Origin of the sequence: Gordonia sp. NB41Y (assembly GCF_030718915.1) — a bacterium.
GTDB lineage: Bacteria > Actinomycetota > Actinomycetes > Mycobacteriales > Mycobacteriaceae > Gordonia > Gordonia desulfuricans.
Genome location: NZ_CP132196.1, coordinates 4,013,954 through 4,034,477, shown reverse-complemented (window position 1 = coordinate 4,034,477; position 20,524 = coordinate 4,013,954). Strand labels below are relative to the sequence as shown.

At 69.3% G+C, this 20,524-nt stretch carries 19 protein-coding genes and 1 tRNA gene; 7 read left to right on the top strand and 13 right to left on the bottom strand.

Features of this window, described 5'->3' with window-relative positions:
- Window position 1 precedes the first annotated feature (1 nt).
- The 6 genes from Q9K23_RS17455 to Q9K23_RS17430 form a co-directional block, all read right to left on the bottom strand.
- Complete coding sequence (locus Q9K23_RS17455) at window positions 2–718, bottom strand: response regulator transcription factor (RefSeq protein WP_053778311.1); 717 nt, start codon at window positions 716–718, stop codon at window positions 2–4.
- Window positions 719–820: 102 nt separating this feature from the next.
- The gene (locus Q9K23_RS17450) at window positions 821–2,032 is read right to left on the bottom strand and encodes a winged helix DNA-binding domain-containing protein (protein WP_020791837.1); all 1,212 of its coding nucleotides are present in this window, start codon (window positions 2,030–2,032) and stop codon (window positions 821–823) included.
- An 82-nt stretch (window positions 2,033–2,114) separates the two neighbouring features.
- A complete protein-coding gene (locus Q9K23_RS17445; RefSeq protein WP_053778279.1) occupies window positions 2,115–2,519 on the bottom strand; it encodes a RidA family protein in 405 nt (134 codons plus the stop codon).
- A gap of 49 nt (window positions 2,520–2,568) precedes the next feature.
- Complete coding sequence (locus Q9K23_RS17440; protein ID WP_261978064.1) at window positions 2,569–3,840, bottom strand: lipase family protein; 1,272 nt, start codon at window positions 3,838–3,840, stop codon at window positions 2,569–2,571.
- A gap of 277 nt (window positions 3,841–4,117) precedes the next feature.
- Window positions 4,118–5,740 (bottom strand): carboxylesterase/lipase family protein, encoded by a 1,623-nt coding sequence (locus Q9K23_RS17435; protein WP_053778312.1) that lies wholly within the window; start codon window positions 5,738–5,740, stop codon window positions 4,118–4,120.
- An 886-nt stretch (window positions 5,741–6,626) separates the two neighbouring features.
- Window positions 6,627–6,701, bottom strand: a tRNA-Thr gene (locus tag Q9K23_RS17430).
- Window positions 6,702–6,706: 5 nt separating this feature from the next.
- Between Q9K23_RS17430 and Q9K23_RS17425 the strand changes: the two genes are divergently transcribed.
- The 4 genes from Q9K23_RS17425 (at window position 6,707) to otsB (ending at window position 10,832) form a co-directional block, all read left to right on the top strand.
- Entirely contained in the window at window positions 6,707–8,110 is a 1,404-nt protein-coding gene (locus tag Q9K23_RS17425) for a threonine/serine exporter family protein (RefSeq protein WP_305950218.1), read from the top strand.
- A 152-nt stretch (window positions 8,111–8,262) separates the two neighbouring features.
- Complete coding sequence (locus Q9K23_RS17420; protein WP_169798187.1) at window positions 8,263–8,424, top strand: hypothetical protein; 162 nt, start codon at window positions 8,263–8,265, stop codon at window positions 8,422–8,424.
- 105 nt (window positions 8,425–8,529) lie between these two features.
- Window positions 8,530–10,026, top strand: a complete 1,497-nt coding sequence (locus tag Q9K23_RS17415) for a trehalose-6-phosphate synthase (RefSeq protein WP_053778313.1) — start codon at window positions 8,530–8,532, stop codon at window positions 10,024–10,026.
- Window positions 10,023–10,832, top strand: coding sequence for a trehalose-phosphatase (otsB, locus tag Q9K23_RS17410; protein ID WP_053778283.1), 810 nt, complete (start codon window positions 10,023–10,025; stop codon window positions 10,830–10,832). Before Q9K23_RS17415 ends, otsB begins: the two co-directional genes overlap by 4 nt.
- Window positions 10,833–10,892: 60 nt before the next feature.
- On the opposite strand, the gene Q9K23_RS17405 is transcribed toward otsB, so the two are convergent.
- The 3 genes from Q9K23_RS17405 to Q9K23_RS17395 all read right to left on the bottom strand — a co-directional run bounded on the left by Q9K23_RS17405 (window position 10,893) and on the right by Q9K23_RS17395 (window position 13,993).
- Window positions 10,893–11,990 carry a putative zinc-binding metallopeptidase gene (locus Q9K23_RS17405; protein ID WP_053778284.1) on the bottom strand — a complete coding sequence of 366 codons (1,098 nt, stop codon included), beginning with the start codon at window positions 11,988–11,990 and terminating at the stop codon, window positions 10,893–10,895.
- 4 nt (window positions 11,991–11,994) lie between these two features.
- Window positions 11,995–12,807 carry a transglutaminase family protein gene (locus tag Q9K23_RS17400; protein WP_053778314.1) on the bottom strand — a complete coding sequence of 271 codons (813 nt, stop codon included), beginning with the start codon at window positions 12,805–12,807 and terminating at the stop codon, window positions 11,995–11,997.
- Window positions 12,808–12,880: 73 nt separating this feature from the next.
- Complete coding sequence (locus tag Q9K23_RS17395; protein WP_053778285.1) at window positions 12,881–13,993, bottom strand: ROK family protein; 1,113 nt, start codon at window positions 13,991–13,993, stop codon at window positions 12,881–12,883.
- Between the two features lie 91 nt (window positions 13,994–14,084).
- Here Q9K23_RS17395 and Q9K23_RS17390 point away from each other — a divergent pair, with 91 nt between their 5' ends.
- The gene (locus Q9K23_RS17390; RefSeq protein WP_053778286.1) at window positions 14,085–14,861 is read left to right on the top strand and encodes an SDR family NAD(P)-dependent oxidoreductase; all 777 of its coding nucleotides are present in this window, start codon (window positions 14,085–14,087) and stop codon (window positions 14,859–14,861) included.
- A gap of 76 nt (window positions 14,862–14,937) precedes the next feature.
- Here Q9K23_RS17390 and Q9K23_RS17385 read toward each other — a convergent pair whose 3' ends face one another.
- The gene (locus tag Q9K23_RS17385) at window positions 14,938–16,197 is read right to left on the bottom strand and encodes an Ig-like domain-containing protein (protein ID WP_053778315.1); all 1,260 of its coding nucleotides are present in this window, start codon (window positions 16,195–16,197) and stop codon (window positions 14,938–14,940) included.
- Window positions 16,198–16,304: 107 nt separating this feature from the next.
- Window positions 16,305–16,895: an XRE family transcriptional regulator gene (locus Q9K23_RS17380; RefSeq protein ID WP_053778316.1), complete on the bottom strand. Its 591-nt coding sequence runs from the start codon at window positions 16,893–16,895 to the stop codon at window positions 16,305–16,307.
- A gap of 48 nt (window positions 16,896–16,943) precedes the next feature.
- Here Q9K23_RS17380 and Q9K23_RS17375 point away from each other — a divergent pair, with 48 nt between their 5' ends.
- The gene (locus Q9K23_RS17375; RefSeq protein WP_305950217.1) at window positions 16,944–17,951 is read left to right on the top strand and encodes an NAD(P)/FAD-dependent oxidoreductase; all 1,008 of its coding nucleotides are present in this window, start codon (window positions 16,944–16,946) and stop codon (window positions 17,949–17,951) included.
- A gap of 32 nt (window positions 17,952–17,983) precedes the next feature.
- On the opposite strand, the gene deoC is transcribed toward Q9K23_RS17375, so the two are convergent.
- Window positions 17,984–18,661 (bottom strand): deoxyribose-phosphate aldolase, encoded by a 678-nt coding sequence (gene deoC, locus Q9K23_RS17370; RefSeq protein WP_305950216.1) that lies wholly within the window; start codon window positions 18,659–18,661, stop codon window positions 17,984–17,986.
- A 28-nt stretch (window positions 18,662–18,689) separates the two neighbouring features.
- Here deoC and purU point away from each other — a divergent pair, with 28 nt between their 5' ends.
- A complete protein-coding gene (gene purU, locus Q9K23_RS17365) occupies window positions 18,690–19,634 on the top strand; it encodes a formyltetrahydrofolate deformylase (RefSeq protein WP_261978061.1) in 945 nt (314 codons plus the stop codon).
- Window positions 19,635–19,703: 69 nt separating this feature from the next.
- Here the strand turns inward: purU and Q9K23_RS17360 are convergent, their stop codons facing one another.
- Window positions 19,704–20,510, bottom strand: coding sequence for a hypothetical protein (locus tag Q9K23_RS17360; RefSeq protein WP_020793461.1), 807 nt, complete (start codon window positions 20,508–20,510; stop codon window positions 19,704–19,706).
- Window positions 20,511–20,524 lie beyond the last annotated feature (14 nt).

Genomic DNA, 20,524 nt, shown 5'->3' with positions numbered 1-20,524 from the left:
CTCAGCGCGGCTCTCGCATCACATAGCCGACGCCGCGCAGGGTGTGGATCAGCGGGGTGATGCCGGTGTCGAGTTTGCGACGCAGATAGGACACATACGATTCGACGACGTTGACCTCGCCGCCGAAGTCGTAGTTCCACACGTGGTCGAGGATGCGCGGCTTGGACAGGACGGTTCCCGCATTGACCATGAAGTAGCGCAGCAGGGTGAACTCGGTGGGCGACAACGAGATCAGCTGCCCGTTCTTCCACACCTCGTGGGTCTCGTCGTCGAGTTCGATGTCGGCGAAGGTGATTCGCGACGATTCCTTGGCACGCTCGTCGAATCCGCTGCGCCGCAGCAACACCTGCAGGCGGGCGACGACCTCTTCGAGGCTGAACGGCTTGGTGACGTAGTCGTCCCCGCCGATGGTCAGTCCGTTGATCTTGTCCTCCACGCTGTCGCGCGCGGACAGGAACAGCGCCGGGGCGGCGATGCCGTCGGCGCGGAGGCGGCGGAGCAGTCCGAAGCCGTCCATGCCGGGCATCATGACGTCGAGGATCAGGACGTCGGGTTTGAAGTTCCGGCAGCGATCGATGGCCTCGGGACCGCCGGCGGCGGTCTCGACCTCGTATCCCTGGAACTTCAACGACACCGACAACAACTCGCGGATGTTGACCTCGTCGTCGACGACGAGCACTTTCGCGCCTTGGCTGCTTCCCTGACCCTTGTCACTCACGAGAACCACCTCACACCCCCAATCTGCCACCGAACTGGGTTCAGGCTGGGAGCTTCCTGTGAACGATGACCAGGCCCGATACGTTCACCGGCTTCACTGTACTCAACTCCGGCTGCGCAGGGCCTGCATGAACGGTGGCGGGAAGCCGGGAGTGAACCGTACCTCCCCGAGCCACTCCCGGAGTTCGGCGACGCGGGCGTCGACGGCCCGCCGGGCAGATGCCGGCAGGTTCTCGAACAGTTGGGTCCCGATACCCGACTCCCCGCTCCCGGTATCCGTGCGATACCAGCCGCCGACGATCCGCCCGTCCCACCAGATCGTCTGGCCGCCGTTGCCGTTGCTGTCGAAGACATGTCCGGTGTGGGCACCGAGATAGAAGTCGCGGATCTTGTGGCCCATCGTGGTGGGATCGAGTTCGGGCAGCACCAGTGCCTGCGGGGCGACGTCGGCGTCGTCGGGGGTGTCGACGTCGTCGGCGAGGACCAGGCCGACGGAGCCGTCGTCGAGATCGACCTCGACGGTCTCGATCTCCGAGAGTGCTTTGCGCACTGCGGTCTTGGTGGAGCCGAGCCACCAGACCAGATCTGTCTCGGTACCCGGGCCGAAGGTGGCCAGCCAGCGCCGGATCAGGTCGACGTGGGCCACCGCCGGATCGGTCGGCGCGAGCGGCTCCCCGAGCCAGCCGGTCATCGACGACCAGCGGGGCCGGGACCGGTGCCACTCGGCGTCGTTGGTGGCGCGCACGATCTCGCCGCCGGCACTCATCAGGTTGAGGATGCGGGGCAACATCGGACTCGGTCCACCGTAGGACTTTCCGGGGCTGACGATCACGCTGCGATCGAATTCGGTGAGCTGTGAACGGATCTCGGCGGAGGTGAGGAAGTCACCGCCGTCGAGCACGCCGGCGACGGCGGTACGGGCGGCGTCGATCCACTCGTCCGGATCGCCGAATCCCTCACCGTCGCGCAGGTGCCGGCGCAGGTTGGTGCGCTCGGAGGCCACCACCCGGGAGCCTATGGCGCCCACCGCATCTCGCAGCAGTGGGCGCGGCACGACGAACAGGGTGCGGCGCATCGCGAGTTGTTTGACCAGGGTGCGGTCGGTGTAGAGGGCTGCATCGAGGTCGGCGGGGGTGAACCCGTCGGCCAGGCGCGCCCAGGCACTCAGGTACACCGTCGACGGTGTGGTGGCGTGCAGACCCACCATGTCGTCGGCGACGGTGACGACATCGGTGCCACGGTGGTCGGCGGCGAGATGGTGCCGACGCAGCAGCCGGTTACGACGCCGGCGGTCGGTGATGTGCGGGCGGGTCATCTGTGGCTCGTCTCGGCTCGGCGATGTGGGGTCTGGGCGATGGGGGGTCTGGGCGATGGGGGGGTCTGGGTTCAGCCCTGACCTATGCCACCGGCGGTGCGGCGACCGCCTCGATCTCGACCACCTGATCGTCGTAGGGCAGGACGGTCACCCCCATCATCATCGCGGGCGGCGGTACGGCGTCACCGAATCCGGCGGTGATCGCCTCCCAGGCCACGACGAGGTCGGCCTGCAGGCGTTCGGCGACGTAGACGGTGAGCTTGGCGATGTCACCGAGCGATGCCCCCTGCTCGGCGAGAACCGTCGTGAGGTTCTGCAGGCAGGCACGGGTCTGTTCGACGACGTCGCCCGGAGCGATCACGGCGCCGTCGGCGTCGAGCGGAGAGATCCCCGCGGTGAAGATCAGCGGGCCGGCCGAGACCGTGGCGCTGTAGGGGAATCCGCCGTCGTGCAGGGCGGGTGAGGAGTTCAGGCGCACGCGGGACATGTCGCGAGTCTACGTGCGCCCGAACCCGATCGGGGTCGGGTACCGCCGATCAGCTCTCGAGGCGCGCCGACATCCAGTCGATGGTCTGCATGCCGAACAGGTCGGTCCCCCAGCCGTACATGTCGGTGAGGAAATGGAGCATGCTGCAGTCGGTCGGCTGATAGTCCACCCGGGTACCCCCGCGCCGGTAGGTGCCGGCCAGTGTTCGGGCGTCGGCGGCCGGGATCAACGACATCGGCGAGTCGTCGCGGGCGCAGGAGGCGATGAGCACCGGGGCGTCGGGGCTGCGGGTGCCCAGCCGGTTGTCGCGGTAGACGTGCTGGAACTCGGGGATGTCGGCGGGATCGCGGTTACCGGTGAACAGGGTTCGCAGCGGTACGAACGGGGTACCGAAGTAGGCCGGGGTCTGGCACTGGGTGCGGAAGACGTCGGCGAGCGCCTTGCCCGCCGGGGTGAGCTTGTCGTCGATACGCATCTCCGGATAACGCGGCTCCAGCCCGAGCAGGGTGGCGAAGGCGAACCCGGAACCGAGGGAACCGTCGGCGGTGCGGATGAAGTTGCGCTGGTCGACCACCATGCCCTCGAGCACGGTGCCCTTGATGTTCAGCTCCGGGGCATAGCGGGCCGCATTCTCTGCGGCGAAGGCGGCACCCACCCCGCCACCGGCGACACCGAACAGCGAGATCGGGGTGGTGGCAGGCAGTTTCGCCGGCTCGTGGGCCAGCGCCGCGCGCAGACCGTCGAGCATCATGTTGGCGGCGGCCTTGCCGGCGAAGACGCCGTGCGGTTGGGGGTCACCGTCGTTGCCGACGTCGGAGACCATCACCGCATAGCCCTTGCCGAACATCTGGGCCAGCGGCCCGAGCGCGGACCAGACCGCGCCGTCCATCGGATCGCCGCCGGTCATCATGGTGGAGGGATGACAGTAGGCGCCCACACTGTCGTTGGCGTACTGGTAGCCGACCAGTTTGCGGTTGGTGCGGCCGTCGCGCGGGACCATCAGGATGCCGGTGGAGATGTCGGGCTCGTCGTGCAGGCCCCGGCTGACGTACATGAGTTTGTAGGCGTCGAGATCACCCGGGCGGAAGCCGGTGAACTGCACGTCGACCTTCTTGGCCTTGAGCAGGGTGCCGGGCTTCTCGCCGCCGCGCAGGGCGGGCTCGGTGTAGAAGGGATCACCGGAGACGAGCGGGGTGATGATCTCCTGCGGGCTCGCCATCCGCCCGGAGGTGAACGTGCCCACCACGTAACCGTTGAACACCTCGCCGGGCTGCGGCGTGCGATTCGGCGGCGCGGCATCGGCCGTGGGTGCGACGGCCATACCGGCCGACACCCCTCCGACCAGCACCAGTGCCACGGTCGTGGTGAGCATTGCGAGCAGGCGCCGGGCCCGCGTCGTCGAAACGAGCGCGGCCGACAACGCAGCCGACAAGGGCAGGGACATCCCTGTGATCCACCTTCGTCCTCGGTGATCCCTCCCCCGACCGAGGTCACACAGTGTGTGTAGTGACAACCATTCCTTACCGAACAGTAAGGAATGGTTGAGACGGAACAGTAACTGTGTCTCAGTTCGGATGCAAGTCGGTCGGGTCGTCGCGTCAGCGGAAGCCCAGGGCGACCTCTCCCCACGTCTGCCGCAGCGCACCGTCGAGATCGTCGACGACGCGATCGGCCGCCCCGATGACCATCGTCGCCCGCCGTTCCGGCGTGTACGCGGGCCAGCTCACCCCAGCATTGTTCGGCCCAGCACCGTTCGGCCCGGATCCGTTCGCGCCGGACCCGTTCAGAGTGGTGCCGTTCAGGGTGGTGCCGTTCAGGGTGGTGCCGTTCAGGGTGGCGCCGGTGACGTGATCTGGTGCCGCACCGCGCACGAAGGCACCCCAGCGGGCCAGCATCCGTGCCGACAACGTCTCTGCCGTCCCCCGGCCGCCGAGACGATAGGTGATGTCGCGCTTGCCGATCGAGATGTTGCCCCACGTCAGACCCAGTTCGGCGGCATGGGTGGCGCCGAGCCGCATCACCCGGAACATCGGTGGGGCCCAGTCGAATCGGTACAGGTACACCGGCGCGATGCGCGAATGCGGTTCGGCCACCCACAATGCGGGCATCCGGAAGGCGAGGTCGCGGGCCATACCGACCCCGGCCGCGGATTTCCTTCGTGGATAGAGTGATTCGATGACGTGCTCGTCCGGGATGGGGAGGTCGGGACGCTCGTCGGCAAGGCGGAGGAACATCCGGCGCAGGACGTCGAGGTCGATCGGCATCAGCGGCGACTTCATGTACTTGAACACCGTTGCCTCGTCACGGTTGCTGCCGATCAGCAGCGGCACCGGCAACGACTCGCCCGCCGCGAAGACGTCCATCGGATGTCGCGGCAGCAGGTCGCCGTCAACCGTCGGGGTGTAGGCGAGGATGCCCGGACTCGCCTGCGGCACATCGGCGAACGCCGACATCCCGGCCTCGACGAGGTGCTCGGCGCTCGCATCGCGCAGCCCCGCCGGTATCCCCCGGTGCAGCAGATCGGCGACGACGGCCATCCGTTCGGCGGTGAAGATCGTACTGGCAGGGGAACTCTGGGAGATCGCCCGCGCGAACAATCCGGTCGCGGCGGGCATCGCGAGCAGCGTGGTGACCATCCCGCCGCCGGCCGACTCCCCGGCCACCGTGACCTGTGCCGGGTCGCCGCCGAACCCGGCGATGTTGTCCTGCACCCAGCGCAGGGCGGCGAGGACGTCGCTGAGCGCCGGATTCGACTCGGCGTCGTCGACAACCGTTCGCATGTCGGCGAATCCGAACGCCCCGATCCGATAGTTGACGGTGACCACGACGATCCCCGCCGTGCGCGCCAGCACGGTCCCGTCGTAGAGCGGCTGGCTGCCCGACCCGTAGACATAGGCCCCGCCGTGCAGCCACACCATCACCGGCAGCGCCGGGCCGTCGGACCCACTCGGCGACCACACGTTCAGGAACAGGCAGTCCTCGTCCATCACCGCATCCGGGCCCAGCCCCACCACCGGGATCACCTGCTGCGGACACACCGAGCCGGGACGGTCGGCCTCGACGATCTCGGTGTGCACCGGCGCCGGTTGTGCCCGGCGCCACCGGTTCTCACCGATCGGTGGTGCCGCGAACCGCATACCCCGCCACACCGTCACCGGCCCCTCGACCACACCGCGATAGGGCCCGGACGTGGTCTCCACCACCGCTGATCTGCTGTTCACCGGTCCATCATGCGGTACCCGAGTCGGTACCGCCGCCGGATCGAGCTTGTCGCAGTCGGGGTGTCGACGAGGAGCGATCCGACGAATCGAGGCGACCATCACCGAGATGGTCACCACCGAGCCCTACCCGCGGAGATCTCGACACGGGTCCTCGCCCTTCGGGCTCGGTCCCGGCTCGATCATCGTTGAGGGGCGCCACTCAACAGACAATCCGCCGATCCCAGGTCGATCATCGACGAGGGGTGCGACACAACGGACGACCCGCTGGTCACGGCTCGATCATCGACGGGGGGTGTCGACGACGAGCGATCCGACGAATCGAGGCGACCATCACCGAGATGGTCACCACCCAGCCCCACGCACCGAGATCTCGACACGGGTCCTCGCCCTTCGGGCTCGGTCCCGGCTCGATCATCGCTGAGGGGCGCCACTCAACAGACAATCCGCCGATCCCAGGTCGATCATCGACGAGGGGTGCGACACAACGGACGACCCGCTGGTCACGGCTCGATCATCGACGGGGGGTGTCGACGACGAGCGATCCGACGAATCGAGGCGACCATCACCGAGATGGTCACCACCCAGCCCCACGCACCGAGATCTCGACACGGGTCCTCGCCCTTCGGGCTCGGTCCCGGCTCGATCATCGCCAGGGGGCCACTCAGAGATGCCCCGCCGATCCCGGCTCGATCATCGTTGAGGGGTGCCACTCAACAAATGACCCGCTCGATCATCGATGGGGGGTGGCACTCAACGGATGACCCGCTCGATCGTCGGCCGCGTGAGCTCGCGCACGTCCCGGAACAACCGGCGCGCGCCACGTCGTTGGCCCTGCGGACCCCGACCCCGAGCGCCCCACCGCGCCGCCTGTTCATGCACAGTGTGTTGGAGCCCCCTGTCGGGATTGAACCGACGACCGCTCGCTTACAAGGCGAGTGCTCTACCACTGAGCTAAGGAGGCATTGCTTGCGCGAGTATATCCGCACGGCCGTGCGGCGCCTCACCGGCACCAGCACGGCGACGATCGACACGATCGAACCCGGCACCATCCGGATCGCGCCGCGCCGACCCATCGACCGCTTCGACGTCGCGTCGATCACCGAGGTCCTCGACCTCGCCACCAAGATCGGTGCGGTCCTCCTCGATTCGGGAACCGGTGCGATCGACACCGCCGACCAGATCCGGTTCGTGGCGCGCGTCTACGGGCTCTCCGACCTCGACGTCGACGTCACCTACAACACGATCGTGGTGAGTGCCCGCCGCGGGCCGACGCTGCCGCCGATCACCGCGATGCAGACGGTGCGTTACCGGTCCCTCGACTTCACCAGGCTCGCCCAGGTGGACCGGCTCATCCGCAACATCCGCGACGTCCCGATCGCCCCGTCCACCGCGCACCGCATGATCGACAAGATCGTCGACGCCCCACACCCCTACCGCTATGTGGTGGCGACCGCGGCGTGGGGACTGATGGCGGCCGCGGTCTCGGTCCTGCTCGGCGGCGGTCCGCTGGTGGCATTGCTGGCGTTCGTCACCACCGGCGCCACCGTCACCCTCAACCGCTGGCTCAACCGGTTGGGGACACCACTGTTCTTCCAGCAGGTCGCCGGCGGTTTCATCGCCGTGGTCCCGGCCGCCCTGGTCTTCCAGATCGGTGGCGACCTCGGGGTGACCATCGCCCCCTCGCAGGTCATCGCCGCCGGGATCGTGGTGTTGCTGTCGGGGTTGTCGCTGGTCGGCTCGGTGCAGGATGCCATCACGGGCGCCCCGATCACCGGTGTGGCCAGGTTCTTCGAACTGTTGCTGATGACCGGCGGCATCATCGCCGGCGTCGGTATGGCCTTGCGGATGCTGGAGGCCTTCGGCATCTACCTGCCCACCATCACCACCTCCACCCAGTTCGCCGCGGTCGACGTCCCGATCCGGGTGGCCGCCGGCGCGGTCGCGGCGATGGCATTCGCGCTGGCCAGCTATGCCGAGCGTCGAGCACTGCCGGTGGCATTCCTGGCCGGGGCGATCGGAGTGGGCGTGGCCGCCGGGGCGACGTTCATCCCGGTCGGCGACGTGATCTCCGCCGGTGTGGCCGCGGTGTGTGTCGGCCTGCTCGGTGGCCTGCTGGCCCGCCGTGCGCTGACCCCGCCGCTGGTCGTCGCGGTGGCCGGTATCACCCCGCTGCTCCCCGGTCTCGCGGCCTACCGCGGGCTCTACGGAATCCTCAACGAACAGACCCTCGAGGGCTTCACCTGGATGGCCAGCGCCCTCGCCATCGGATGCGCCCTCGCCGCCGGCGTCACCCTCGGCGAGTTCGTCGCCCGCAGCCTGCGTACACCCAAGCTGGTGCCGCCGAACTGGGGCCGATGGCGTCGCCGGTGAACGCATCGTCGGCGAACAGGTAGAATGGGATGTCGCGCGACCCGCATCCCGGGTCGCCGCGCCTCACCGGCGGCCCCGTCCGCCGTGAGCGCGCAACGACATCCGACCGACAGCGTCCGCCCCGCACCCGGGGCACCGACCGAGGGGACATGATGGCAGCCAAGACCACCGACATCGCCGATGAAGAGCTGAAGCCGGTAGCCGACGAGACCGCCAACTCGGCACGCCGCGTCGTCGCCGCCTACGCCACCGACGCCGAGGAATGCCGGATGCTGCTGGCCATGCTGGGGATCGCACCGGGCGAGAACGCCTGAGTCGTGACCTCGGACAGCCGAGCGGTTCCCGAGTCCACCATCCCCGACGCCCCCGACACGGGCACCCCCACCGAGGACACCGTCGCACCCGTTCCGGGTAGCGGCATCCCCGAGGGCGGTGCCGAGTTCGTCGTCGTCGCCAATCGGCTGCCGGTCGACAAGGAGGTGGGCCCCGACGGCGAAGTCCACTGGCGTCGCAGTCCGGGCGGGCTGGTCACCGCCCTCGAGCCGATCCTCCGGTCGCACACCGGTGCCTGGGTCGGCTGGTCGGGCATCGCCGACTCCGACGACAACCCCGAGGTCGAGGGCATCGGTATCCAGGCGGTACCGCTCTCGTCGCAGGAGATCGCCGAGTACTACGAGGGCTTCTCCAATGCGACGCTGTGGCCGCTGTACCACGACGTCATCGTCAAACCCGAGTACCACCGCGAATGGTGGAACACCTACGTCGAGGTGAACCGCCGCTTCGCCGACGCCGCGTCCAAGGCCGCCGCCGAGGGTGCGATCGTGTGGGTGCAGGACTACCAGCTGCAGCTGGTGCCGAAGATGCTGCGGATGCTGCGCCCCGACCTGAAGATCGGGTTCTTCCTGCACATCCCGTTCCCGCCGGTCGAGCTGTTCATGCAGAACCCGTGGCGCACCGAGATCGTCGAAGGCCTGCTCGGCGCCGACCTGATCGGCTTCCACCTGCCCGGTGGCGCCCAGAACTTCCTCTACCTGGCACGTCGACTGGCCGGTCAGGCCACCAGCAAGGGCACCGTCGGCGTGCGTTCGCGCTTCGGCGTCGTGCAGGTGGGCTTCCGCACCGTGCGCGTGGGCGCATTCCCCATCTCGATCGACTCCGGTGAGCTCGACACCAAGGCCCGCTCCCGGGAGATCCGCAAGCGGGCCGCCGAGATCCGCCGCGAACTCGGCAACCCCAAGACCGTCATGCTCGGCGTCGACCGGCTCGACTACACCAAGGGCATCGACGTCCGGCTGCGTGCGCTGTCCGAGTTGCTGGCGGAGAAGCGGATCGACTCCGACGACACCGTCATGGTGCAGTTGGCCACCCCGAGCCGCGAACGGGTGGAGAGTTACATCCAGATGCGGGCCGGCATCGAGCAACTGGTCGGCAACATCAACGGCACCTATTCGCGGGTCGGCCAGCCGGTGGTGCAGTACCTGCACCGCCCGGTCCCCCGTGACGAGCTGATCGCGTTCTTCGTCGCCGCCGACGTCATGCTGGTGACCCCGCTGCGCGACGGCATGAACCTGGTGGCCAAGGAGTACGTGGCCTGCCGCAGTGATCTCGGCGGAGCCCTGGTGCTGAGTGAGTTCACCGGTGCCGCAGCCGAATTGCGGTCGGCGTACCAGGCCAACCCGTACGACCTCGACGGCGTGAAGGATGCCATCGAGGCGGCGGTCACCCAGACACCGCAGGAGGGCCGCCGCCGGATGCGGGCCCTGCGCCGCCAGGTGCTGACCCACGACGTCGCGAAATGGGCGGCGAGCTTCCTCGACACCCTCACCGAGACGGCATCCACCGAGTCGGAGGCCGATCGCGGTCTGCACCTGATGAACCCGCCGGTCGTCGACGAGCCCGGGACACCGCAGGAATGAGCCCGGACCGGTTCCCGGCGGATCGGCTCCCGGCCGATCTCGTTGCCGCCCTGGACCATGCGGCCACGGTCCCGGTGCTGCTGGTGGCATCGGACTTCGACGGCTGCCTGGCGCCCATCGTGTCCCGTCCCGAGGATGCCCGTCCGCTGCCCGAGTCGCGGGCCGCGCTGCTCGACGCCGCCGCCCTCGAGCGCACACCGGTCGCGGTGATCTCCGGCCGGGCGCTGACCGACCTGGCCCGGCTGTCCGGGCTGGGCGACTCGGCGATCACCCTGATCGGTAGCCACGGCAGCGAGTTCGACACCGGTTTCCCTCAGGAGATCACCGCCGGCCACCGTGATCTGCTGGCCCGTATCGTCGGCGAATTCCGTTCCATCGCAGCCGATCACCCGGGCGTGACGGTGGAGACCAAACCCGTCAGCACCGCACTGCACGTCCGCAATGCCACCGCCGACGACGCCGAGAGCGCGCTCACCCGCGCGCGGCGGGGTCCGGCGTCCTGGGACGGCGTGGAGGCCACCGAGGGCAAGGCGGTGATCGAACTCGCGGTGATCGAGACCAGCAAGGGTATCGCCCTCGACGTCCTGCGTGAGCGCTCCGGCGCCGACGTCGTGATCTATCTCGGTGACGACGTCACCGACGAGAAGGCCTTCGCGCATCTGCGCACCGGCATCGACCTCAGCATCAAGGTCGGCACCGGAAACACGCTGGCGCAGTACCGGATCGACGATCCGAATGCCGTCGCCGCGGTACTCGCCCACGTCGCGGCCCGCCGGGCCGAGGCCCTCGGCACTCGCTCCGTCTGACCCGACGCCCCGCCCGCTCCGCCTGACCCGGCGCCCCGCCCGGGACGTCGGGCGGGCGCCTCACACCACCAGCGGATCGGTGACCGGTACGCGCGCGGCGCTCTCGCGGATCACCCGGTGCACGAACCCGAGTTTGCGCACCACCGGACGCGGGATCTCGAACGGATAGAGCGGCCGGCGGCCCATCGCCTGGTTGACGCGGTTGAACATGGTGGACAACCACTTCCAGTCGTACAGGAGACGTTCGACGGGCTGGTCGGCATAGGACTGCAACGGGACGATGTCGCGGTCCATCGCGAACCGCACCTGATCCTTCTCCAGCATCAGACCGGATTCGCGTGCGGTGTCGATGGTTCCGGTGATGTGCAGATAGTGGGCGAAGCACTCGGCGAAGTCCTCCCACGGATGCATCGTCGCGTACTCGGAGATGAACGAGTCGTGCCAGTCCGCGGGCGGTCCCTGCCGGTAGTGCCGGTCGAGGGCCTCGGCATAGCTCGCCCGCTCGTCACCGAAGATCTGCCGGCACTTCTGCAGATAGATGTCGGCACCGTCGCCGGTCTCGACCAGCACGCGCTCGTAGTAGTGCCCCACCTCGTGCCGGAAATGGCCGAGCATGGTGCGGTACGGCTCACCGAGCTGCACCCGCAGACGTTCACGGTAGGCGTCGAGCGTCTCGGCGAGGTCCAGGGTGATCACGCCGTTCGCGTGGCCGATGATCACGCGGTCGCTCGAGGAGAGACTCGACAGCAGATCGAAGGCCAACCCGCCCTTGGTGCGCCAGTGCGGCTCCACCGGCAGCCCGAGGTCGACGAGCTGGTAGACCAGCAGCCGCAGATCCGACAGCGTCGGCGGGACCTTCTCCATCGCGATGGTGTCGGACCGGTCGGGCAGCCGCCGCACCAGGGCATCGGCGAAGCACAGCCCGCGCATCCCGGCGTCGGCGTCGGTGTACTCCGACGGCGTCATCCAGTTGCAGCCGAATCGTTCCCAGTTGGAACAGCGTTCCCACCGCCTGCCGTCGATCTCGACGCCCTCCTCGGAGGCGACGACGAGCGAACGGCTCGGGAGGTGGACGCCCACGGTGGTCTCACAGTTGGGGCAGCTCTGGTTGGTGAAGCCCGACAGGGCATTGCAGATGGGACACGTCAGTGCGCGCACCCACTCAGCCTAGGTGAGCCCACCGGTGATGGTCGTCGGCGGGCAGGATTCCGTGCACCGACGCGTCCACCCGGTAGGAGTCCAGGGAGATCGCACCGCCGTGGTTGTCGAGGAAGGCGGTGTCGGCGGCGTCGCGTCCGGTGGCGATCCGCACCATCGTCTGCCGGGGTGCGAGCCGGGTGGCGTCGACCACCACCCATTCGTCGTCGACGAGCGCCTCGGCGACGGCGTGGAAGTCCATCGGGGAACATCCCGGCGCGTACACCGCCACCAGCCGGGCGGGGATGGTGAGCGCACGCAGCAGGGCGATCACCAGATGCGCATAGTCCCGGCACACCCCGGCACCGGCGAGCAGGGTGTCGGCGGCGCCGTCGATGGGGTCGCTGGCACCGGGCACATAGCGCAGCCGCCGGGTGACGAAATCGGTGACCTGGGTGAGGAGTTCACGGGGCGGCAGACTCGCGTCGAACTGGCCGGCGGCGAAGCCGAAGAAGGTGTCCGATTCGGCATAACGGCTGGGCCGCAGGTAGATCGATCGGTCGGTGGCCCGCACCGCGACCGGCTCGGCCGGGGTGGTCACCGAGGCACGGTAGCCGATGACGAGCCGCCCCGCCTCCAGCATCACCCGGTGGATGCGGCCACCGTGGTCGTCGACGATCTCGGTCGGTGTGATCGGTGTGCCGTCGACGGAGATCTCGAGGGTCTCGGTCATGGTCAGACCGGGCAGATGTGCGACGGCGATCTGCATCTCGAGTTCGGTGGGTGCGTGCACGGTGATGTCGAGGTGCGCGCTCACCTCACGTGTGGGGGTCGACATGGCGTTCACCGTAGGCGTCGGGGGCGTGACCGGTGAACGCGGGGCGAACGTCCGGGCCGCCGGGGGCGGGCGGTCAGGCCATCGCCCCGATCGGGTCGGCGTAGATCACGCTGAGCGCCACCACGATTGCCGCACTCTCCTGCACCCCGTGCCCGAATCGGGACGGGGTCAGCTCCAGCGGCCAACCCGCGCACGACGCGGCGTCGAAGGCGGCCTGTACCGGCGCGAGCCCCTGCGGGTGGGCGGCGAAGGCATCCCCGGCCACGATCACCGTGTCGGGATTGAAGGCGTCCCGGAACCCGGCGACCACCTCACCCAGGATCGCGGCCCGCTCGTCGGCGATACACGACGCATCCGGCGACACCCCGAGCCGCTCGGCGGCCCGGGTCGCGGCGGCGACGCCGATCACCCCCTGCAGTGTCTCCGGGCCCGGACCGAGCACCGGGGCGTCGACCCGCACATGCGCGATGGTGCCCGCGCCGCGGGCCGGGACCACCACCCGACCGTTGACCGTGACGGCCATGCCGGTGGTTTCGCGCGCATAGAAGAAAAGTCCGGACTCGTCGGTACTGCGGGGCGAACCGAGCAGCAACTCGGCCGCCGCCATCGCCTGCACGTGCTCGCACACCGACACCGGGACACCGAGCGTCTGCGCCAGCCGCTCACCCAACCCCACCTTGCGCCAGCCGAGGACCGGATGGTCGACGACGCCGGTCGCGGTGTCGACCCGTCCACCGATCGCCACCCCGCCCCACAGCAGCCGGCGCCCGGAGAACCGGTCGGCCAGCGTACGCAGCTGGGCGCACAGTTCGTCCACGGCGGCATCCGGCGGACCGTCGGGGGTGCGGACGGCGTGGCTGTACAGGGTGCGTCCACCCAGGTCGGCCAGGGCGAGCAGGGTGCGGCGGGCACCGATGTGCATCCCGGCCACGCACAGACCGTCACGGTCGAGGGTGAGTGGGTTCTTGGGCCGGCCGATGCCGCCGTGATGCACCAGGTCGCGACGCTCGGTGACGAAACCGAGGTCGGCGAGGGCGACGATCTGACGATTGATGGTCGCCGGGGAGAGCCCCGTGTCCGCGGCGATCGTGTCGCGGGTGATGGGTGCACCGACCCGAATCGCCTGCAGCACCAACGCCGCCGGGGTCGAGGTGACCTGAAGCGTCGCCGGGACCACTGCCTGCATGCGACGAATGTATCAGCGAATCCGGGCATCCCGTCCCGGCCGAGGTCCGGCCGGGCGGCGCCGCTGGCCACGGGCCGTAAACTCTGAGACCATGACAGACTCCCCCGCTGCCCCGTCCGCACCGTCCTCCTCCGACTCCCGTCCGGTCGCCGTGGTGACCGGGGCCAGTTCCGGGATCGGCGCGGCCACCGCCCGTACCCTCGCCGCACAGGGCTACCACGTGGTCCTCGGTGCCCGCCGGGTCGATCGCGTGGCGGCCCTCGCCGCCGAGATCGGCGGCACCGGAAGGCAACTCGACGTCACCGACGAGGATTCGGTGACCGCCTTCGTCGCCGGCCTGGACACGGTGTCGGTGCTGGTCAACAATGCCGGCGGCGCCAAGGGCCTCGATCCGGTGGCCACCGCCGATCTCGACGACTGGCGCTGGATGTGGGAGACCAACGTGATCGGCACCCTGCGGGTGACCAAGGCCCTGCTGCCCGCGCTGGAGGCGTCCGGAGACGGCCTGATCGTCACCATCACCTCGATCGCCGCCCTCGAGGCCTACGACAACGGCGCCGGCTACACCTCGGCCAAGCATGCGCAGGGGGTGCTGCACCGGACGCTGCGATTCGAGTTGCTGGGCAAGCCGATCCGGCTCACCGAGATCGCCCCGGGCATGGTCGAGACCGATTTCTCGCTGGTGCGTTTCGACGGCGACCAGGAACGTGCCGACGCGGTCTACCAGGGCCTGACGCCGATGGTCGCCGACGATGTGGCCGAGGTGATCGGCTTCGTCGCATCCCGGCCGCCGCATGTGAACCTGGACCTGATCGTGCTCAAGCCGCGCGATCAGGCCAGCGCGCGCCGCAACGTCAAGACCGGATAGCCGTCACCGCTCGCACCCCGTCGAGGACGAGATACCTTGCGGGGTGCGGCGATCGGCCGGTGCCGCGACGCTCCGGTCAGCTCGGGCCGTGCACCGTCGACGGTGCCCCGCTGGGGGTCGCGGGCACCGACTGCGACTGCGGGGTGCCCTTGATCGCCGACATGCTCTTCCAGGTCTCCCAGTCGTAGATCCAGTCGAAGATGTCGCCGTCGGCCTCCGACAACGCGATCCGCGTGCCGGTCACCTCCACCGGGTCCCCGTATATCGCGGTGTTGAAGTACTGCTCGGCGTTGGCCAGCGACAGGTTGATACATCCGTTGGTGACGTTCGACGATCCTTGCACGCCAACGGTTTCCGGGTTGGCGTGGATGAACTCGCCGTTGTTGGAGATGCGCACCGCCCACCGTTCGCGGACGTTGAAGTACCCGGCCGCGGGGTTGGACATGTAGAAGTCCTCGTGCTTCTCGCTCACCACGTGAATACCCGAGCGGGTCACATTGCGGTCGAGGTCGCCCTCGCCGTAACTGCACGGCAGTGTCATCAGGGTCGACCCGTCGCGCACCACGACGATCTGGTGCGAAGACGCCTCGGCCTTGACGATCTGCGACCGGCCGATGACGAAGTCGCTGGTGACGTCGGCGGCACCGTAGGCGCCGTCGCCGTGGTCGAGACCGTAGAGCTTGGCACTCATGTGGATCTTGGTGCCCGGACGGTAGTACTCCTTGGGCCGCCAGTGCACACGCGAGCCGTTGTCCTCGCCGAGCCACGCCCACGCCCCCTCGGTCTCGGGGGTGGTGGTGATCGTCAGCGCCTTCTCGACGGCTTCCTTGTCGGTGACGGTGCTGTCGAACTTGAGGATCAGGGGTGCGGCGATGCCCACCTCCTGACCGTCGGCGATGTTGACCACCAGATTGACCTGGGTCTCCGGATCGAGGGTGGTGAACTTGCCCTCGACCGGCACCGACATCCGGTCCTGCCCGACGGCGGTGCCCGCCCAGGTGTAGGTGGTGCCGTAACCGAGCGGTTCGGTGATGGTGAAGGTCTTGCGGTCCTCCGACAGCGTGCCGGCGACCGACTTGCCGTTCGGGTTGAGCAGCTTGATGTCGGGATTGAGGACGCCGCCGTTGGCGGTGACCTCGACCTTGGCGGTCGGGTTGGGGGCGTCCGGGGACGCGAGATCCGGCGTGTAGGTCACCGACACCGTCGGCGTCTTGGGGCCGTCGGAACCGGAACCGGAACCGTCCGAACGCCCGCAGGCCACCGCGACGAGTCCCGCGGCGGCGAGGCCGGCAGCGGCGAGGACGGTGCGTCGGGTGGGCGTGGCGTTCGTAGTCATGGCCATACCAGCGTACCGGCGCATTGCTGTGAACTGCTGCTCCACCTCCTGTGAGGACACCGAGTGAACGACAGCGCGGCGGTCCCGACCGGCACCGGGGGCGGGCCTCAGGTCAACGACCGGGTCCCGGCGGCCGAACCCCGCAGATGCGCCCGCTGACCGTCGGCGTCGAAGATCGACAGGATCTCGGTGGGGCCGCCGTCAGGGGCCAGCGAGTGCGGCACCGTGCACCGGAACTCGGCGGCGTGACCTGCGGGAACGATGATGGTCCGCTCGCCCAGACGCAGCCGGAGCCGCCCGGACAGGACGGTGAACCACTCCTGCCCGGGGTGTACCCGCAGTTCCCGGGCGGCCTCGGCGACCTCGGGCTCGAAGCGGAACTTGGCGACCACCACACCGGCCGGTGTGCCCTCCCGTGACAATGGCCACACGGTGACGCCCGCGGTGCAGTGCGGTTCGGGCCGGATCACCACGTCGGCGTCGCCGATCGGTTCCACCAGCACGTCCAGCGAGGTGTCCAGTGCGCGCGCGATGGGCACCAGCTGATCGAGGGCGACCCGCCGGTGACCGGTCTCGATCCGGCTCAGCGTCGAGGCACTGAGACCGCACCGCGCGGCGAGCGAGTCGAGGGTCCAGCCCTTCGCGATCCGCAGGGCACGGATGCGTTGCCGCACCACCGCATCGATTTCTTGCTCCATACGCAAGATCATATGCCAGTTCGGCATGACGCGGTTAGCGTCGAATCCATGACCAGCACATCCACCACCACCCCCGACCACTCCGCGCAGCCCGCACCGGCCACCCCGGCCGACGTCGTCATCGTCGGCGGTAGCGCCGCCGGCCTCTCCGCCGCCGTCGCCCTGGGCCGATCACTGCGTTCGGTGGTCGTCGTCGACGCCGGACGACCCCGCAACGCCCCCGCCGACGGCGCCCACAACCTGCTCGGCCGCGAGGGCATCGCCCCGGCCGACCTGCTCGCCGCCGGCCGCGCCGAGGCCCTCGGCTACGGTGCGACGATCGTCGACGGCGAGGTCACCGCCGCGGTCCGGCTCGACGGAACCGATCCCGCCTTCGAGGTGGGACTGGCCGACGGCAGCCGGTACCGCGCCCGACGGCTGCTGCTCGCCACCGGCCTGGTCGACGAACTCCCCGACGTCGACGGGATCGGCGAACTCTGGGGCCGCGACGTGCTGCACTGCCCGTACTGCCACGGCTACGAGGTGCGCGGCCGGCGGATCGGGGTGCTGGGCACCGGGCCGATGGCCATGCACCAGGTTCTGCTGTTCACCCAGCTCAGCGACCAGGTGACGCTGATCGACCAATCGCTGCCGGAACTGTCGGCCGACGAGCACGCACGGCTCGACGCCCTCGGTGTGCCGCTGGTCCGCGGACCGGTCCGGCGTCTCGACACCGCCGGCGGCCGCCTGCGTGCGGCGATCCTCGCCGACGGCACCGAACTCGAACTGGACGCGCTGACCGTCACGCCGCGCTTCGTCGCCCGCACCGATCTGTTCACCGCACTCGGCGGCGAACTCTCCGACAACCCGATGGGAACCTTCATCCCCACCGAGATGGGCGGGCGCACAGCCGTTCCCGGCGTCTTCGCGGCGGGCAACGCGGCAGACCTGTCGGCGATCGTCGGGGCGTCGGCGGCGGCCGGGGTGCAGGCCGGGGCACTGATCAACGCCGATCTCGCCGACGCCGACGTGACGCGCGCGCTCGCCCGGCGGACGAGTGCGGCCGCACCCGTCTGAGCCGCCGGCCCGCACGAACCGGCGGGAACGGCCTAGTCGGGGAAGCCGTCGAGCACCGCGCGGCTCCCCGACAGCCCGAGCCGGGTGGCCCCGGCCGCGATCAGCTCGGCGGCGAACCGTGCGTCGCGGATTCCGCCGGAGGCCTTCACGCCGACCGTCGCGGGAACGGCCTCACGCATGATCTGCACGGCCCGCACGCTCGCGCCACCCGCCGGATGGAACCCGGTGGAGGTCTTCACCAGCGACGCCCCCGCCGTCGCAGCGCGCACGCACACCTCACGCAGGGTGTCCTCGCCGGCGAGCTCGAGCAGCGCCGCCGACTCGACGATCACCTTGAGCACCGCATCCGGTCCGATCGCCTCCCGGACGGTCAGGACGTCGGCGAAGACCTCGTCGAAGGCCCCCGACACCGCCGCACCCACGTCGATCACCATGTCGACCTCGTCGGCGCCCGTGTCGACCGCCAGCCGCGCCTCCGCGGCCTTGACCAGCGAATGATGCTTACCCGACGGGAATCCGGCCACCACACAGGTCTTCTGGGCGCCGGTGTCGATCGGCAGCATCGACGGCGACAGGCACACCGCGTACACGCCGAGCTCGGCGGCCTCGGCGACGGTGGCCTCGGCGTCGGCGCGGGTGGCCTCGGGTTTGAGCAGCGTGTGGTCGACGAGGGCGGCGACATCGGAACGACGGAGGTCGGTGGTGGTCACATCGTCGAGCTTGGCACACTGGACTACCGTGATCCCCTCCGACGCCCCGCACCCCACCGGCACCGCCGCCATCTCCGACCGCCGCTACGTCCTGACCCTCGGTTGTCCGGACCAGACCGGCATCGTGGCGCGCATCTCGAGCTTCCTCGCCGAGATCGGTGGATGGATCACCGAGGCCGCCTACCACTCCGACGACGACTCCGGCTGGTTCTTCACCCGCCAGGCCGTGCGCGCGGACTCCGTGGCGATGCCGCTGTCGGAGGTGCGTGAGCGGTTCGCCGAGGTGGCCGCCGACTGGGGTCCCGACACCGAGTGGAAGCTCACCGACACCGGTGAACCCAAGTCCGTGGTGCTGCTGGTCAGCAAGGAGAGCCACTGCCTGATCGACCTGCTCGGCCGGGCGCATCGCGGCGAACTGCCCGCGACGGTGTCGGCGGTGGTCGGCAACCATCCCGACCTCGAGCAGCTCACCGAACGTTTCGGCGTGCCGTTCCACCATGTGCCGTTCACCGCGCCGGAGGGGGCCGCGCGGGGCCGGACGCGGGTCAGTGCACGCGCCAAGCGGGCCGCCTTCGACCAGGTCGAGGCCATCGTCGACGGCTACTCCCCCGACGCGGTGGTGCTCGCGCGGTTCATGCAGATCCTGCCGGCGGAACTGTGCGAGGCCTGGGCCGGACGGGCGATCAACATCCACCACAGCTTCCTGCCGAGCTTCGTCGGCGCACGGCCCTACCACCAGGCCTTCGCGCGGGGCGTCAAACTGATCGGCGCCACCTGCCACTATGTGACCGCCGACCTCGACGCCGGACCGATCATCGAGCAGGACGTGACCCGCATCGACCACTCGGATGCGGTGGTGGACATGGTGCGTCAGGGCCGCGACATCGAAACCCTGGTCCTGGCACGGGGTCTGCGCTGGCACCTCGAGGATCGTGTGCTCGTCCACGGCCGGAAGACCGTGGTGTTCAACTGATCTCGGTGTTCATCTGACCTCGGGGTCGACCGATCTCGGGGGTTCGGCCGATCGGGACGGTCTGATCGGTCAGAACCCGCCGAAGTCGCCGCCACCGCCGAAGTCTCCCCCACCGAAGTCTCCACCGCCGCCGAAGTCACCGAAGCCGCCGCCACCGAAATCGTCACCGCCACCGCCGAAGTCGTCACCGCCGGTGTCACCGGCGCCGGTGTCGAGGGCATCGGTGCCGTCACCCGCGCCGCTCTCGAACCCGGCTGCGTCGTAGCCCACCCCGGACATCCCGGCGAACAGCGACGAGAACAGCAGCATCGATCCCATACCCCAGGCACCGGCGATCAGTGCGGGTTTCCACCAGGGCTCGGAGTACCAGCCTGCGGGCACCGGACGCCCGGCCACCCGACCGCCCGGGTAATAGTTCGGGGTCGACGTCGACGGGGTGGGTGACGCCTCGACCTTGCGGCCCTCGAAGTCGACGACACGGTCCTCGGTCACCTGTCCGGCACTCTTCTGTCCCTCGAGCTCGGGAACCACCGGGCCCGGGTCCATACCCATCGCGACCCGCGCGGCACGGATGTAGTACAGGCCCTCGATCGCGGTCTGTTTGGCCAGTCGCGCCTGGACCGGAGTACTCGCCTGCTCGATCTGCGAGCCGGCCGCATTCAGCCGCTCGGAGGCATCGGCGAGTGCCTGCCGGGCGGCCGGGGAGTCCCCGGTCAGCAGATAGACCTGTCCCCCCAGGCGTTCGATCGCTTGGCGCGCATCGGCTTTCGCGTCGTCGAGGTCGCGGGCACGGGATGCGCCGCTGCGTTGCTGCACCATCACCACCACCCCCACCACGAGCAGGATGACGAGCGCGATCAGCAGGAGTTGTCCCACGGTGACCTCCGGGA